A 15748-nucleotide genomic window follows, 5' to 3' on the forward strand; every position below is an offset into this window, starting at 1 on the left:
CCGCTATGAAACCCACCGGCAGCATAGCAAGGGCACTGGCCACGTTTTTACACAGTCTGGGCCGGAAGCAGACAAATCCTGTCTAAGGAACGGCTGCATCAACCCGTTTGGCGTGCACGCCTGCTGTGCTGCGCCCCATCGTTGATGGTCTGTCGATGTTCGCCTGCACATTGACTCGCGGACTCTCATGCGAAGGTTCGTCGCTGGCATGGATCGTACCGGCCTGGGTGGCCACCGCAGCTGCGACGGCGACGGTCGGATTCATGCTGTCGACCATGGAGCTGGGAATGAGGATGGTGGTTCCGCGCTCCTTGGTGGTTTCGTAGATGATGTTCATTGCGCGCAACTGCAGGGCCGTAGGCTGACCGGCATAGATCGTGGCTGCTTCCACAAACCGTCCGGCGATTTCCGCTTCTGCGGAGCCCAGGATGATTCGCGCCTGCTTCTCGCGTTCGGCCTGCGCCTGGCGTGACATGGCGTCCTGCAATGCCACCGGGATGGCCACGTCGCGGATCTCCACCGAGCCGACGGTGACACCCCATTCCTGGGTCTTTTCACCAATCTCGCGGCACAACTGCTGATCGGAGCTGCGTCGATCGGATAGCAGCGCGGCCAGCATCGACGAACCGATCATTTCCCGCAGAGAGGTCTGTGCTACCCGGTCGATGGCCTGCCGGTAGTCGGTGATAGCCAGTGCCGCTTTGCGGGCGTCGTGCACGTGCCAGAAGATGATGGCGTCGACGTTCACCGGCACTGTATCGCGAGTCAGTGCCTGCTCGGCATTGAACGCCGTGGTCTGGATTCGCTCGTCGATCACAGCGACGACGCTGTCCAGGACCGGAATGATCATGAACAGTCCGGGCCCGCGCACGCCTTGCAGGTTGCCTGCGCGCAACACGACGAATTTCTGCCAGGTGTTGGCCATCTTGAGGGACAGCGAGACGACCAATGCACACACCAGCACAACGATGCCCACAACCGAGTGGCCAAGGTAGATGAGGACGGCACCGATGGCCGTCAGAACCATGACGATGAAGAGGGTGATGGGGTTCATGGTGTCCTCCCGCATTCAAGCGCAACGCTCATTTGAAGATTGCGCCTGAGGCGTTCGTCTGTCTGTGCGCTAGACCACTGGAGCAATCCGCTGGGAAGGTCCCCGTGAGCACTGCCGGTCTTTGTGAGGGGCTAAGCGCGCTTGCGTACCGACGCCAGGAGTTGCGACCTGCCATGGTTGCATTCCGTCAACACCGAGCTGGCCTGGCGTTTCGGTACGTCCTGGCGATCAGCGGTGATCGGCTCACCAGAGGTCGCCATGAAAAAACAACCGGGAACAGTTCCGGACAGCCCGTCGCCAACCGGTGGTGGTGTCAGGCCCACACTGCCGGGCGGTGAATATGGCTCTCCCGCCGAGCGATATTCATTTCGAGATCGCGACAAGAAACAGCCGACGCTGCCGCCATCGGTTAATCCGGCTGAAGGCCCATCACAGGCTCCGCACAATTCTCCGGTCGATCCCCCGGAGGAGTAGTCCCCACCGAGCGTGCGATGGCGCACGGACGGCAATCCTGACGCTGTTGTCCGTCAGCTGCCCGGAGTCGGTCTTTGCGTCGTCATGTGCCAACTCAGACCAGGCTGATGTCCATGTGCGCACCGACTCCGGGCGCTCTTTCGATGACTTCGAAGGCGCGCAGGGTTTCGCGCGCCGAGTGGGTCTCGGCAAGCAGAACGACATTTCCTGGCAGGAGGGTGTACCCGAAGGGATGGTCGTCCTGGCTGACGTTCGCCGAAGCGCTGATTGCCGCGCCCGCCAGCCCTCCCACTACAGCACCCCAGCCCAGCAATTCGAGTAGCGGCGAGTCGCCGAAGAGGCCTGCACCGGCATTCGTCATCGCGATTGCGAACAGCGCACTGACCAGCAGGCCGAACAGCGTCCCGACGGCAACGCCCTTGATGACCTGCCTAAAGGCGCGTCGCTTCGCGCGCAGGCGCCCGGAGGGCACCAGTTCCTGGTTGTCGAATATGTGCACTCGGTCCAGACGAATGCCTAACCCCAACAGGTCCTGTTTCGCGCAATCGGCCTGTGATCGTCGGGTGAACACACCTGAGACCTGATGGCAGTAGTCGGTCATGGTTGCTCTCCTGGAATGCGACCTTTCGAACCAGTTTCCAGCATCCGCGAAGCCGAGGCGTCGGTCCGTCTGTTAACGCACGTACCCGTGCTCGTTATTGGGTGACGACCGCAAGTGGGCTACCGCACCGACAACCTGGTGAAAGGTTGTCATTGTCGCTCCCTCCACACTCTGCATGGCGCAGGAGTGGGAAGCGCGGCGAGGCGGCCATGAACCAGATAGGCAAGCAAGGCCCCCATGGCGGGGCAGCTGATCCCAAGAGGAAGACTCATCCGCAAGGCAGGCGCAACGAAGCGCCGCGTCTGCCGGGCTCAGATAACTACTCCCATCCGAAGACCAGAGCGGAAGCGGTACTCCAGCAATCGCTGGAGGTCGATTCTGCTGGAAATCCGACCCATCGACCGGAGAAGGGCACGAAGCCCGGCCGCGCCGGAGATGTTCATGACCAGTGATGCGCCATCGATGGATGACTACAGAAAACGCAGTGTGGCGGCGGGTCTGCGGCGCCAATGGCGGCATGCGGTGATTCTCTGCAGGAGGGCATGGCGTCAGCTGTCCATGACGACACACCCTGTGCCGCAGGCCAATCGCCAGATCAGGGCGAAAGAAACGCCGGTGGTTCGGCGCAAGCCGCGTCGTTGATCGTGCAGCTGCCGGTTACGATGGAGGTCACCAGAGCCCATGAACAGATTGTCACTGATCGATGCCGGGAAAATGCTCGACACCTGGCTTCCGGGATACTCATGCGCACTCTCTCGGTCCGCCATGGGCTCCATCAGTCTTCAGCTCATGTCCTTGCTGCAGGGAGAGGGGATTACGTTCCTGGGCATCGGCCAGCATTGCCTGCAAGGCGCGCAAGCGCTGAGAACGCTCAGTCAATCGTTGCAGGGAGAGCTGGCCCTCGTCTTCACCCCGCCTGCAGAGGAATCACAGGTTCCGGCACGCAGAGTTACCGAGGATGAGAGCCTGGACTTCGAGTGTCAGTAGCCGCCGATTGCAATCAGGGCTCCTCCTCACCACCTGGCGTCCTTCGTTCCAGGAGCGCACGAAGAGTGCCCTCGAACGTTGCGAGGTCCCATGGCTTGGCCAGGAACGTCGTGTTCTCGGGCGGCTTTCTGCCCTCCGGCCTATTGAGTCCCGAGGTGATCACGACGGGCGCCGAGGGACAGTGCCGCAGAGAAAATCTGGCAACGTCGTAGCCGTCGAGCAGCCCGACCATCTGAATGTCGGTGATGATCAGATCGACCCGCGTGTCCGGCTGCTTCAGGTACTCGATTCCATCTTCGGCGCTGGAGAAGGCGGTGACCTGCGCGTCGAGAAGATTGGCCAGGATCTGCGTCATCAGAATGCGGACGGTCAGCTCGTCCTCCAGCAGGAGGATGTGCGGTGAAATGCTGCCCATGTCGTTGTCATCCAGTCCAGGTTGCCAATGCTTGAAAGCTCCCGTGGGACAGGGAGCGCTCGGCTATGTGATGCTCTGCTGGTGTGCGGGCGCCCATCATGGCTTGCCACCAATATCCCCGGGCAAGCTCGGCGCCTGGTCTTCCGTACGGGCTGATGTGGCCGCAGTTTCCTTCGGCAACATGGCCTCTATCTGATGCGGCGCTTCCACTCCCAGTTCCTCCAGCATGGGTAGCAACTCGGTGCAGAATCGCTGCAACTGGGTCTCGGAGAGCGCGGCAAAGCCATGGGCGAGGATGTAGCGGGCGATCACATCCTGCGGACTGTCCGGCGTGAACGCCGATTGCGCGATCAGATGGCGCAAGTCCTCGTAGAACCGTGCATTGATGTCGTTCGATTCCATGACAGTCACCTCTTCAGCGGACTAGGGAATTGCCCTGAGACGTATCGGCGCTCGGGGGCTGGACGTGCATTCGATGCATGGAACGGAAGCAGCGTTTCCTGTGGGGGGAGGCAATGACACAGGCCATTGATTAGACGACCTGCCCTTCATTGGAATAGTGCGATCAGAATGATCAATGCGCCTGGCAGGCACCGAGCCGAGCCTCAGGCGGCCCTTAAGTGCGCAACCGCACCGACGTCGTAGTCCTGGTCTGCGAAGGTTGGAGTCAGGCATGCCCCACGGCTTGCGGTGATACGGGCAGCTTCTTCAGGAGCCGCCGGGTACCGACAGAGGGGGCTTTCTCTGTACGTGCCACCCTGGCGCTCGTGTCGACCTGCCAGGTTTCCGCCGCACTTCCGGAGCCTTGCCATGATGTCGCTCCATTTCCGGGCCTTGCGCCGCGGCCGATCGAAGCCTCCTTGGGACAGTCTGGTACCGGTTCGCGAAGAACTCTTCGGCATCGAACGGCTCGAACAGCACGCGCAGAGCCTGGCCCTGGCACAACAAGTGACGGATACGCCAAGGCGTGTACTGCCGTTGCATGTGCGCCTGGATGACAACGCCCGTGTCCTGCTGGCTGCCTACCGGGCCAGTGCTGTCGAGTTGGAAAGGGGCAATGGTGTGGTACCGGCTGCCGAGTGGCTGCTGGACAATTACCACATCGTCGAAGAACAGATCCGTGAGGTCCGCGACGACCTGCCGCCTGGCTACTACCGGCAGTTGCCCAAGCTCGCCGATGGACCGTTCGCCGGCTACCCGCGGGTCTTCGGCCTGGCCTGGGCCTTCGTGGCGCACACCGACAGCCACCTCGATGTGGAGCTGCTGCAGCGCTTCATCCATGCCTACCAGCGAGTCCAGCCACTGACCATCGGCGAACTGTGGGCGGTGGCGATCACCCTGCGCATCGTCCTGATCGAGAACCTGCGGCGCCTGGCCGAGCAGATCAGCGCCGGCCGCATAGCCCGTGCCGATGCCGATGCCCTGGCCGAGCGCCTGCTCTCGCCAGGGCACGCTCGCTCGGCGCTGGAGGCGGATATCGCCGCGCGCTCGACCGGTCCGCTTTCCGAGGTGTTCTCCGCCCAACTGGCCAAACGCATGCGCGACCAGGACCCGCGCACGACACCGACACTGGGTTGGCTCGAAGAGCGCCTGCACGAACAGGGCGTCAGCGTCGAAGCGGCGGTCCAGCATGCGCAGCAGCGCCTGGGCGCCTCCAATGTCACAGTGCGCAATGTGATCACCAGCATGCGCCTGATCTCCGATATCGACTGGGCACAGCTGTTCGAGAACGTCAGTCTGGTCGACGCGCGGCTGCGCGACGGCAGCAACTTCGCTGCCATGGACTTTCCCACTCGTAACCTCTATCGCAGCGCCATCGAACAGTTGGCGCGCGGCTCTTGCCTGGACGAGCTCCAGGTGGTCGATCACGCCCTGGAGGCTTGCCGTCAGGCTGTGGCCGACCATTCGGAAGGTGAAGACCCCCGCCGTGAATTCGATCCCGGATTTCATCTGATTGCTGAAGGCCGCCCGACGCTGGAGCGCGCCATCGGCTTCAGCCCGACGTTGCACCTGCGCCTGAATCGCTTCAGTGTGCGCCTGGGCATGGGAGGCTACATCGGTGCCATCGGCCTGCTCAGCCTGGTGCTGCTGGGATTCGTATCCCACCTGCTGAATCAGTCTGCGCCCTCCTGGGGCTGGATGCTGGCCTTCCTGGCCTGCCTTTGCGTTCCGGTGACCGAAGTGGCCACAGCACTCATCAACCGCTTGGTGACCTGGAGCTTTGGCGCGATAACGCTGCCTGCGCTGGAACTCCTGGCCGGCGTGCCACAGGCGTTGCGCACCGTTGTGGCTGTGCCGACCTTGCTGACCACCGAGGCCGATCTGCTGGAGCAGATCGAGCGGCTGGAGGTCCACCATCTGGCGGGTATCGGCGGTGACCTGACCTTCGTGCTGATTCTCGATGGCGTCGACGCGACACAGGAGGTCCTGCCCAGTGATGCACCGCTGCTAGATGCTGCGGCTGCCGCCATCGACCGCCTGAATCGGCATTACGGCCAGGGGCCCGGCGGCCAGCGCTTCTTCGTGCTGTTTCGCAGGCGCTGCTTCAACCCTGCCGAGGGCTGTTGGATGGGCTGGGAGCGCAAGCGCGGAAAGTTGCATGAACTGAACCGGCTGTTGCGCGGCGCCACCGATACCAGCTTCGTGGCGATTGCCGGAGAGCCGCCGCGAGTGCCGAGCGAGGTACGCTTGGTCATCACCCTCGACGCTGATACTCGCTTGCCCCGCGAGGCGGCCCTGCGCCTTATCGGCAAGATGGGCCACCCGCTGAACCAGCCGCGCTTCGATGCCCTGCAGCAGCGAGTGATCAACGGCCACGCGGTACTCCAGCCGCGAGTGACGCCATCGCTGCCGATGGGCGGGGAGGGCTCGTTGTACCAGCGCGTCTTTTCCGGCCCGGCAGGTATGGACCCCTACGCGGCGGCGGTGTCGGACGTTTATCAGGATCTGTTCGGCGAAGGCTCCTTCACCGGCAAGGGGATTTATGACGTCGATGCCTTCGAGCGCGCGATGGTCGGCCGGGTCGCGGACAATCGACTGCTCAGCCATGATCTCTTCGAAGGCATCTTCGCCCGTGCAGGGCTGGCGTCGGATGTCGAGGTCGTCGAAGAGTCGCCGTCGCGCTTCGATGTGGCGAGCAGGCGCATGCATCGCTGGACCCGCGGCGACTGGCAGCTTTTGCCGTGGATGCTCGGCCACTGGCGCGGGCCGCAGGCGATGCCATTGATCGGCCGCTGCAAGATGCTCGACAACCTGCGCCGGTCGCTGGTCGTGCCCTTCGCCCTGGCCAGCCTGCTGCTCTGCTGGTGGCTGCCATTGCCGCAGGCACTGCTGGCCGCGACGTTGGTCATTCTGACCCAGGCGATCCCGCCGTTACTGCCGATCTACTGCGCGTTGCTGCCAGCGCGCTCCGGTGTTCGATTACGCAGCCACTTCGCCATGCTCGGCGCCGACTTCCGTCGTGCGTTGCTGCAGATCCTGCTGTCGCTGGCCTTTCTGCCAAACGATGCCTGGAGCATGGTCGATGCCATCCTGCGCACGCTTTGGCGGATGTACGTCAGCCAGCGCAACCTGCTGGAGTGGACCACTGCCGCACAGTCCTCACGCAAGCCGCGCCCTGGCTGGCTCGGCAGCTATCGGCAGATGGCCGGCGGGACGGCCCTCGCCGCATCGGCCGGCATCACCGGGTTGGCATTGCAGCCGGCGAACTGGTTGCTGATCCTGCCATTGACCCTGCTCTGGTTGAGCGCGCCTCTGCTCGCCTTCTACAGCAGCAGGCCCACGCAGCCGTCGCGTCGTTCAGGCCTGGAAGAGGATGACGCAACCGCACTGCGCCTGTGCGCACGGCGAACCTGGCGCTTCTTCGAGACCTTCGTCACGCCGGCGGACAATCTGCTGCCGCCGGACAACTTCCAGGAGCAGCCCAGGCCTGTGCTGGCTCACCGCACCTCGCCTACCAATATCGGCCTCTACCTGCTGTCCGCGGTGGCCGCTCGCGATTTCGGCTGGGCCGGCGGCCTGCAGACGCTGGAGCGCCTGGAAGGCACCCTGGCGGTGCTGGAGAAGCTGCCGCGCAGCCACGGCCATTTCTTCAACTGGTACGGAACCCGCGACCTGCGAGCCCTCGAACCGAGGTACCTGTCCTCGGTGGACAGCGGCAACCTGGCTGGGCACCTGATCGTGCTGGCCAACGCGTGCGAGGAGTGGCGCGCCAGCCCGCTGGTGGAGGAAGCCCGCCAGGGCCTGCTCGACACCCTGCACCTGGCACGGCAAGCCGTCGCAGCGCTGCCGCTGGCTGAAGATGTTGCGTTGCTACAGGTGAAGGACGACGTGCGGGAGATTCACCGGGCCCTCACCGGCCCACAGTCGCTCGACGCCTTGCTGCCCGCCCTCGGGCACCGCGCGGAAAAGGCCGTGCGTTGCGTCGCGGGCCTCGCGCCGGCTGGCGAGGAGGGCGGCGACCTGTCGTTCTGGTTCGACGCACTGCGCAGGGCCTTCGCCGAGCACAGCCGAGACCGACGGCATGGCGATGAAAAGGCATTGGACCGACGCCTTCAGGCCCTGGCCGATACGGCGCGCCGGCTGGCTCTGGAGATGGATTTCGGTTTCCTGCTCAACCAGGAGCGCAAGCTGCTGTCCATCGGCTATTGCGTGGACGACAATCGCCTGGACCCCAGTTGCTACGACCTGCTGGCCTCCGAGGCGCGCCTGGCCAGCCTGTTCGCCATCGCCAAGGGCGATCTGCCGACCCGCCACTGGTTCCGCCTGGGCCGCACGGCCACGCCGGTGCCAGGTGGCTCGGCGCTGATCTCCTGGTCCGGCTCGATGTTCGAGTACCTGATGCCCTCGCTGGTCATGCGGGCGCCGGCCGGCAGCCTGCTGGAGCAGACCAACCGCCTTGTCGTGGCGCGGCAGCAGGCCTACGGGGCCGCGCTGGGCATCCCCTGGGGTATCTCCGAATCGGCCTACAACGCCCGCGATCTGGAATTCACCTACCAGTATTCGAACTTCGGCGTGCCGGGTCTTGGTCTCAAACGCGGATTGTCCGAGAACGTTGTCATCGCGCCCTATGCCACGGCGCTGGCGACCATGGTCGATGCGCAAGGGGCGCAGCGCAATTTCGATCACCTGACGGCTGTCGGTGCGCTCGGCCGCTATGGCTTCTACGAGGCTCTGGACTTCACCCGCTCACGCCTGCAGGACGGGGAAAGCGTCGCCATCGTCTGCAGTTTCATGGCCCACCACCAGGGCATGAGCATCGTCGCCATCGCCAATACCCTGCAGCACGGGCGCATGCGCTGCCGCCTGCATCGCGAGCCGATGATCCAGGCCAGCGAACTGCTGTTGCAGGAGCGCGTCCCGCGTGATGTGGCGCTGGGGCATCCCCGCGCCGAGGAGGTCACGGTAGCGCCCAGCGACACCATTGCCGATGCGTCCACGCTGCGCCGAATCGATGCGATGCTCGATGGGCCGCCGATCACTCATCTGCTGTCCAACGGTCGCTACGCATTGATGCTGACTGCCAGCGGTGGCGGCTACAGCCGCTGGGGAGATATCGCAGTGACGCGCTGGCGCGAGGATGCCACCTGCGACGACTGGGGCAGTTTCATCTTCCTGCGCGACCTGCAGAGTGGCGCACTGTGGTCGGCCACGGCGCAGCCTGGCGGACAACCGGTTGAGAATGGCGAGGTACTGTTCGACGAGGACCACGCCGAGTTCATCCAGCGCGACGCCGCGCTGCTGACCAGCCTGGAAGTACTGGTGTCCGGGGAGGACGATGGCGAGGTACGGCGGGTGTCGCTGACCAACCATGGTCGCCGTGCACGCGAAATCGAACTGACTTCCTATGCCGAAGTGGTGCTGGCAACGCCGGCAGCCGATGGCGCGCATCCGGTGTTCTCGCGGATGTTCGTGCAGACAGAATACCTTGCCGAGTTCGGCGCCCTGGTCGCCACGCGACGCCTGCGCTCGCCGGACGATCCGTCGATCTGGGCGGCCCATTTCGCAGTGGTCGAGGGCGAGGTGATCGGCGAGACGCAGTATGAGTCCGACCGCGCCCGCTTCCTCGGCCGTGGCCGCACCCTGCGGGAGGCGCAGGCCGTTCTGGGCCACCGTGCCCTGGGCAACTCCCAGGGCAGCGTGCTCGATCCGATTTTCTCCCTCCGCCTGCGCCTGCGGGTGGCGCCCGGCAAGGTTGCACGGGTGGCATTCTGGACACTGGTAGCCAGTACCCGGGAAGCCTTGCTTGACCTGATCGACAAACACCATGAACGCAACGCCTTCGAACGCGCCAAGACCCTGGCCTGGACCCAGGCCCAGGTGGAATTGCGCGACCTGGGCATCGATGCCGAGGAGGCCGCCGATTTCCAGCGCCTGGCGGCGCCGATTCTCTATGCGGATTATCGCTGGAGGGCACCGCAGGAAGCCCTCCGGCGCGGCGCAGGGCGCCAGTCCGGGCTCTGGCCGCTGGCGATTTCCGGAGATTTGCCGATCGTCCTGTTGCGCATCGACGAAATCGACGATCTGTCGCTGCTGCGGCAGCTCCTGCGCGCCCGCGAGTACTGGCGGATGAAGGGCCTGGACGTTGACCTGGTGATCGTCAACGAACGAGCCTCGTCCTATGTCCAGGATCTGCAGACCGCCATCGAAACCGCCGTACGCAGCAGCCCCTCGCGTCAACGCAGCGAGGGCCAGGCCTCGCGCGGCGCCGTGTACACCTTGCGCGCCGACCTGATGACCGTGGAGGCACGGGAACTGCTGAACGCCGTGGCGCGGGTCAACCTGCTGGCGCGCCGGGGCTCCATCGCTGCCCACCTGGGGCGTCTGCCGCCGGCCAAGCCGCGGCCGTCTGCCGCCCGGAATGCACCGGCGGCCTTACCGCTGCTGCCCGCGACCGAGGGAACGAGCAGTGATGAGCCGCTGGAGTTTTTCAACGGGCTGGGCGGCTTTGCGCTGGGCGGGCGCGAGTACCACATCATTCTGAACAATGGCCACACGACCCCGGCGCCGTGGATCAATGTGATCGCCAATCCAGCGTTCGGCTTCCAGGTCTCGGCGGAAGGCAGCGGCTACACCTGGGCCGGCAACAGCCGGGACAATCAGCTCAGCCCCTGGTCCAACGACCCGGTCATCGATCCTGCAGGTGAGGCTTTCTACCTGCGCGACGAAGACAGTCTGGCATTGTGGGGCGTTACCGCCCGGCCGATCCGCGACGCAGGCTTGTACCGCGCCGCCCATGGTTTCGGCTACAGCCGGTTCAGCCACACGGCCCACGGTATCGAGGCGCAGCTGCTGCAGTACGTGCCGCTGGATGACCCGCTGAAGATATCGCGGCTCACACTGCGCAATACCTCCGGCCGGCCGCGCCGGCTATCGGTGACGGCTTACGTGGAATGGGTACTGGGTACCGCGCGCGGAGCCTGCGCCCCTTTCATCCTGACTGGGGTGGATGTCGAAAGCGGCGCGCTACTGGCACGTAACCCCTGGAGCATCGCTTATTCCGAGCGGCTGGCTTTCGCCGACCTGGGCGGGCGGCAGAGCAGCTGGACCGCCGATCGCGGCGAATTCATCGGCCCTACCGGTAGCCTGTCGGCTCCTCGGGCGCTGCTCGGCACCGTGGCGTTGTCGGGCGCCACTGGCGCTGGCTTCGATCCTTGCTCTGCCCTGCAATGCATCGTCGAGCTGGGTGTCGGCGAGTCCGTGGAAGTGCTGGCGTTGCTGGGGCAAGCCGGATCGGACGAAGAGGTTCGTGGTCTCGTGGAGCGATATCGCAGCATCGATCTCGATGCGGTATTGGCCGATGTGACACGGCACTGGCAGCAGCGGCTGGGCACAGTCCAGGTGCGCACGCCTGATCGCGCCATGGACCTCATGCTCAACGGCTGGTTGCTCTACCAGACGCTGGCGTGCCGCATCCATTCCCGTTCGGCGTTCTACCAGGCCAGCGGTGCTTATGGTTTCCGTGATCAGTTGCAGGATGGTCTGGCGCTGTCGTTCGCCTGCCCAGAGCTGACCCGCCACCACTTGCTGCGGGCCGCCGGGCGCCAGTTCGTCGAGGGCGATGTGCAGCACTGGTGGCTTGAACAGACGGGGCAGGGAGTGCGCACGCGAATCTCCGATGACCGGGTCTGGTTGGCCTATGCCTGTGCCAGCTATATCGAGTCATCCGCGGACCTTGCGGTGCTCGACGAAATGCTGCCTTTCCTCGACGGGCCACAGCTGCATCCTGGCGAGAGCGATACGTTTTTCCAGCCGATGCTTGCAGAGGAGAGCGCCTCGCTGTTCGAGCACTGCGCTCGGGGCCTGGACCAGTGCCTGGAGATGGCCGGCGCCCACGGCCTGCCACTGATGGGGAGCGGAGACTGGAACGACGGAATGAACCGTGTGGGCGTCGGCGGGCAGGGCGAAAGTGTGTGGCTCGGCTGGTTGCTGTTGCATACCCTGGAGCGCTTCGGTGCGCTGGCCGAGGGGCGTGATAAGGTGCGGTGCGTGCGCTGGCGGAAACATTCGGCGGCGCTGCAGCTGGCCTTGGAGGAGCATGGCTGGGATGGCCAGTGGTATCGCCGAGCGACTTTCGACGACGGCACCTGGCTCGGTTCGGCGGCCAGCGACGAATGCCGGATCGATTCCATCGCCCAGTCTTGGGCGGTGCTCTGTGGCGGCGCGAATCCCGAGCGCGCAGCCACTGCCATGGCCTCGCTGGAGCGCTGGTTGATCCGTCAGGATGAGGGGTTGGCCTTGCTGTTCACTCCACCCTTCGATCTATCAGCGCATGATCCCGGCTACATCAAAGGCTACCCGCCGGGCCTGCGCGAGAACGGCGGGCAATACAGTCATGCGGCGATGTGGAGCATCCTGGCGTTTGCCCGTCTAGGTGAGGGCGACAAGGCGGCCGGGCTGTTCTCCCTGCTCAACCCGATCAACCATGCACGTACCGCGGCAGAGGTGGAGTGCTATAGGATCGAACCCTATGTCGTCGCCGCCGATGTCTATTCCATTGCCCCCCATGTCGGGCGTGGTGGCTGGAGCTGGTACACCGGCTCCGCTGGCTGGATGTACCGTGCGGGGGTGGAAGGGATTCTGGGGCTCCGGCGCGAGGGTGCAAGTCTGCTGATCGATCCGTGTATTCCGCTGGACTGGCCGGGGTTCGACGCCAGCGTGACGGTGGATGGTTGCCATTACAGCATCGTCCTGGCCTCGGCCGGGAAGCACTGCCGCGGCATCCAGCGCGCGCTTCTGGATGGCCGTTCACTGGTCTGCGGCGAAAGCCCGGTGCAGGTGCCGCTGGCGGTTGGCGAGCATCGCCTCGAGCTGTTCCTGTAAACTCGTGTCACTCCGCCGCATGGCCTGGACGACGGGGGACGTAGGGTAGCAAGCGGTCGGTTTCCGCCTTCACCACCGCGTAACACTCGCAGCTCAATGCCTCCAGGCGCGGGCGGTCCAGCACTGTGATCCGCCCCCGGCTGTACTCGATCACACCTTGCTTCTGCAGTTTGCCGGCCGCTTCTGTGACGCCCTCTCGCCGTACACCGAGCATGTTGGCGATGAGCTCCTGGGTCATGATCAGCTGGTTGCCGGGCAGGCGATCGAGGGACAGCAGCAGCCAGCGGCAGAGTTGCTGGTCGATGGAGTGATGGCGGTTGCAGACTGCCGTCTGGGCCATCTGAGTGATCAATGCCTGGGTATAGCGGAGCAACAACATGAGCATGTCGCCGTGGCGACTGAACTCGTCCTTCATTCGTTGCCCCGCGAGCCGGTAAATGCTGCCGGCGCTTTGCACGATAGCGCGGCTGGGGGTGCTCTCGCCGCCCATGAAGACGGCTATACCGACCAGCCCCTCATTACCGACCACGGATATCTCGGCCGATGCACCACTTTCCATCACGTACAAAAGCGAAATGATGGAGTCGGTGGGGAAGAACACGTAACGCATCGCATCACCGGGTTCGTAGATCACCTTGCCCAGATCCAGGCGTTGCAGCTCCAGATGGGGGAAAAGGCGTTCCTGAACCTCGCGGGGGAGTGCGGCCAGTAAATGGTTCTGCGCGGGGGAGGGAGTCTCTCGCATGGCGGCCTCCTCACGGGGCGTATCGCGACTATTCAAGCATACAATTTCAGGCCTTTGCCGGTGGTGCAAAGTTCCCTATCGCACAGACCGGACTCCTATTTGCGCGCAGCCTGGAGCTTGCGGTGGCGGATGCTGATCTGGCGCCTTGTACGACCCTGTCATCGCATCGTTCAGGGTGGGCGTGAACATTGAAGATCTGGATTCCTGCGGTATTTACTAGGGCCATAACGGCATAGTCGCCGATGACCATTCCTGCCCCGGCCGGGCGCGGATAGGCTCATCGGGAGTGACAACTGCAACTCCGAGGACGAAGGCCTTGGCGGCCTCAAGGAAATCGTGCTGGATTCGCAAAGTGGGCAAGTTGCCTGTGCCGGGCTGTCATTCGGCGGAATCCTGGAGATGGGAGAAAAACTGTTTGCAGTTACATGGAGGCGGGATACGGCGAACAAGCGCTTCGTGCTTGACGTCGACCTGGATCGCCTGAGCAGCGCGCCGGGGTTCGACTAGGATAATTGGCAGGACATGCAGCATTCGACATTGGGCGGGAAATACCTAATCATTATCATTATGAAGCCGCGCCAGTCGAAGCTCCCAGCTTCTGATTGATTGTGCCTGGCCGTGCCCTGCCTTTTTGTTAAATTGAAGCCGGCCAGATGATTCTTAATCAGCGGATTGGAAATATATTCGAGATTGACTGGATATTGGCCCGCTTGAGTGAGTCCATGATCACGGCGACACATTCAAGTTGTTGTCTGATTCTGGCGAGACTCTCCCTATTCGTGGAGGATTCGGAACTGACTTCTTCTGCCACAAGATCATTTATCGCCTGTGTCAGGCAACTGCTTGCAATATTAAGGCTTTGCCCAAATCGCTTTTCTTTCATGTCGAATCCCCGCTATTTTCCTGAGAATCGCATGGCTTGAGCCCAATGAGAGACCCCGCAGTTAGCGGGGTCTGGGGATTTCACAGTACTTTAACCTGCTCGGCCTGGTCACCTTTAGGGCCAACGCCCACCAGGAAGCTCACGCGCTGACCTTCATCCAGTGACTTGAAGCCTGGAGTGTCGATTTCTCGAAAATGGACGAATATGTCCGGCCCCATCTCGGGGGTAATGAAGCCAAAACCTTTTACTGCGTTGAACCATTTTACGGTTCCATTCTGACGAATAGCCATGATGATCTCCACGCGAATGGCTGCAGAGTGAAGTGGCCGAGGAGATGGGCGTCATTCATCAAGACGGAGCCGCTAAACACGGCAGAGGAATTAAATTATACAGCGAGCGGGGAGGTTTGCAGGGATTTTAAGATTAATTTTGATTATTCGGATGAATGGTCTGCTGGATGAGCATCGATATTATGTCTTTCATGAGTTTTTATTTGGTCTTTCTGTTTTTTTGACTTCTCTGAGATGTTGGCTAGAGGTTTTGATGGTCGCAGTTGCGGGGATGTTTCCCTAATGGGATTGAACTTGGTGGAAAAGATACCCGATCCAGATTCATTCCAGTAAGTTGGGTGCATATGAACAAAGAGTCCTCCCGTAGCGAGTCTGGCTGCAGCTTGGCATATGGCCGGCACCGGCTCACGGTGCCGGACTCTTTCAGCTGATTGCCGGGGGTAGCGTTACGCAGGCGGCCAGCACCCAGGCGGATGCATGGTCAAACCTCAGTTTGTTCCGCCATTGCCAGAGCGTCGTCGACCTCGATACCCAAATACCTAACAGTACTCTCCAGCTTCGTATGGCCGAGCAGCAACTGCACTGCTCTCAGGTTCTTTGTTCTGCGATAGATCAGCGATGCTTTGGTCCTACGAAGCGTGTGGGTTCCGTAGAGTGTGGGGTCGAGGCCGATTGTGGTTATCCAGGTTTTCACAATGCGGGCGTACTGCCTCGTGGAAATGTGAGCTGAAATTCGAACACGACTGGGAAAAAGGAAATCGTCGTTACGACGGCAAGCTGTTCGGATCCAAGCTTCAACCGATGCTCGCGTCTGAGCAGTGATTTCGAACTGCACCGGTCGCTGGGTCTTCTGCTGCATCACCATCGCGCGCGTCGACACATGATCGCCGTGAGCTATGTCTCTGACGCGCAGCTTGAATCGCCCCGGATTCCCTAGACACTTTCCAGGCTCAGTAAATGTCGCTTCTCAAACTCTAC

The 15748-nt window shown here is 62.8% G+C and carries 11 protein-coding genes and 1 pseudogene; 5 read left to right on the forward strand and 7 right to left on the reverse strand.

Annotation, left to right across the window (positions count from 1 at the left end; all coding sequences use genetic code 11):
* Positions 1-82: 82 nt before the first annotated feature.
* Together CTR55_RS19235 and CTR55_RS19240 are read right to left on the reverse strand one after the other, a co-directional pair.
* Positions 83-1054, reverse strand: a complete 972-nt coding sequence (locus tag CTR55_RS19235; protein WP_192383578.1) for a slipin family protein — start codon at positions 1052-1054, stop codon at positions 83-85.
* 568 nt (positions 1055-1622) lie between these two features.
* Positions 1623-2129, reverse strand: a complete 507-nt coding sequence (locus tag CTR55_RS19240; RefSeq protein ID WP_192383579.1) for a hypothetical protein — start codon at positions 2127-2129, stop codon at positions 1623-1625.
* A 209-nt stretch (positions 2130-2338) separates the two neighbouring features.
* Between CTR55_RS19240 and CTR55_RS19245 the strand changes: the two genes are divergently transcribed.
* The 3 genes from CTR55_RS19245 to CTR55_RS19255 are packed head-to-tail and all read left to right on the forward strand — an operon-like array spanning position 2339 to position 3116.
* Positions 2339-2581: a hypothetical protein gene (locus tag CTR55_RS19245; protein ID WP_192383580.1), complete on the forward strand. Its 243-nt coding sequence runs from the start codon at positions 2339-2341 to the stop codon at positions 2579-2581.
* Positions 2571-2771 carry a hypothetical protein gene (locus tag CTR55_RS19250; protein ID WP_192383581.1) on the forward strand — a complete coding sequence of 67 codons (201 nt, stop codon included), beginning with the start codon at positions 2571-2573 and terminating at the stop codon, positions 2769-2771. Before CTR55_RS19245 ends, CTR55_RS19250 begins: the two co-directional genes overlap by 11 nt.
* 39 nt (positions 2772-2810) lie before the next feature.
* Positions 2811-3116 carry a hypothetical protein gene (locus CTR55_RS19255; protein WP_192383582.1) on the forward strand — a complete coding sequence of 102 codons (306 nt, stop codon included), beginning with the start codon at positions 2811-2813 and terminating at the stop codon, positions 3114-3116.
* A gap of 13 nt (positions 3117-3129) precedes the next feature.
* Here the strand turns inward: CTR55_RS19255 and CTR55_RS19260 are convergent, their stop codons facing one another.
* Together CTR55_RS19260 and CTR55_RS19265 are read right to left on the reverse strand one after the other, a co-directional pair.
* Positions 3130-3531: a response regulator gene (locus CTR55_RS19260; RefSeq protein ID WP_192383583.1), complete on the reverse strand. Its 402-nt coding sequence runs from the start codon at positions 3529-3531 to the stop codon at positions 3130-3132.
* A gap of 96 nt (positions 3532-3627) precedes the next feature.
* Positions 3628-3933, reverse strand: a complete 306-nt coding sequence (locus CTR55_RS19265; RefSeq protein ID WP_296288475.1) for a hypothetical protein — start codon at positions 3931-3933, stop codon at positions 3628-3630.
* Between the two features lie 408 nt (positions 3934-4341).
* Here CTR55_RS19265 and CTR55_RS19270 point away from each other — a divergent pair, with 408 nt between their 5' ends.
* Positions 4342-12852 (forward strand): glucoamylase family protein, encoded by an 8511-nt coding sequence (locus CTR55_RS19270; RefSeq protein WP_296288476.1) that lies wholly within the window; start codon positions 4342-4344, stop codon positions 12850-12852.
* Positions 12853-12859: 7 nt separating this feature from the next.
* On the opposite strand, the gene CTR55_RS19275 is transcribed toward CTR55_RS19270, so the two are convergent.
* A complete protein-coding gene (locus CTR55_RS19275) occupies positions 12860-13597 on the reverse strand; it encodes a Crp/Fnr family transcriptional regulator (protein WP_296288478.1) in 738 nt (245 codons plus the stop codon).
* Between the two features lie 279 nt (positions 13598-13876).
* Here CTR55_RS19275 and CTR55_RS19280 point away from each other — a divergent pair, with 279 nt between their 5' ends.
* Entirely contained in the window at positions 13877-14104 is a 228-nt protein-coding gene (locus CTR55_RS19280) for a PRC-barrel domain-containing protein (protein ID WP_296288481.1), read from the forward strand.
* 456 nt (positions 14105-14560) lie between these two features.
* On the opposite strand, the gene CTR55_RS19285 is transcribed toward CTR55_RS19280, so the two are convergent.
* On the reverse strand, positions 14561-14770 hold the full coding sequence (locus CTR55_RS19285; protein WP_045217843.1) for a cold-shock protein: 210 nt from the start codon (positions 14768-14770) through the stop codon (positions 14561-14563).
* Between the two features lie 481 nt (positions 14771-15251).
* Positions 15252-15686 (reverse strand): annotated as a pseudogene (locus CTR55_RS19290) (tyrosine-type recombinase/integrase); the annotation flags it as partial.
* Positions 15687-15748: the final 62 nt, after the last annotated feature.

This window comes from Pseudomonas sp., assembly GCF_002796985.1.
Lineage (GTDB): Bacteria > Pseudomonadota > Gammaproteobacteria > Pseudomonadales > Pseudomonadaceae > Pseudomonas.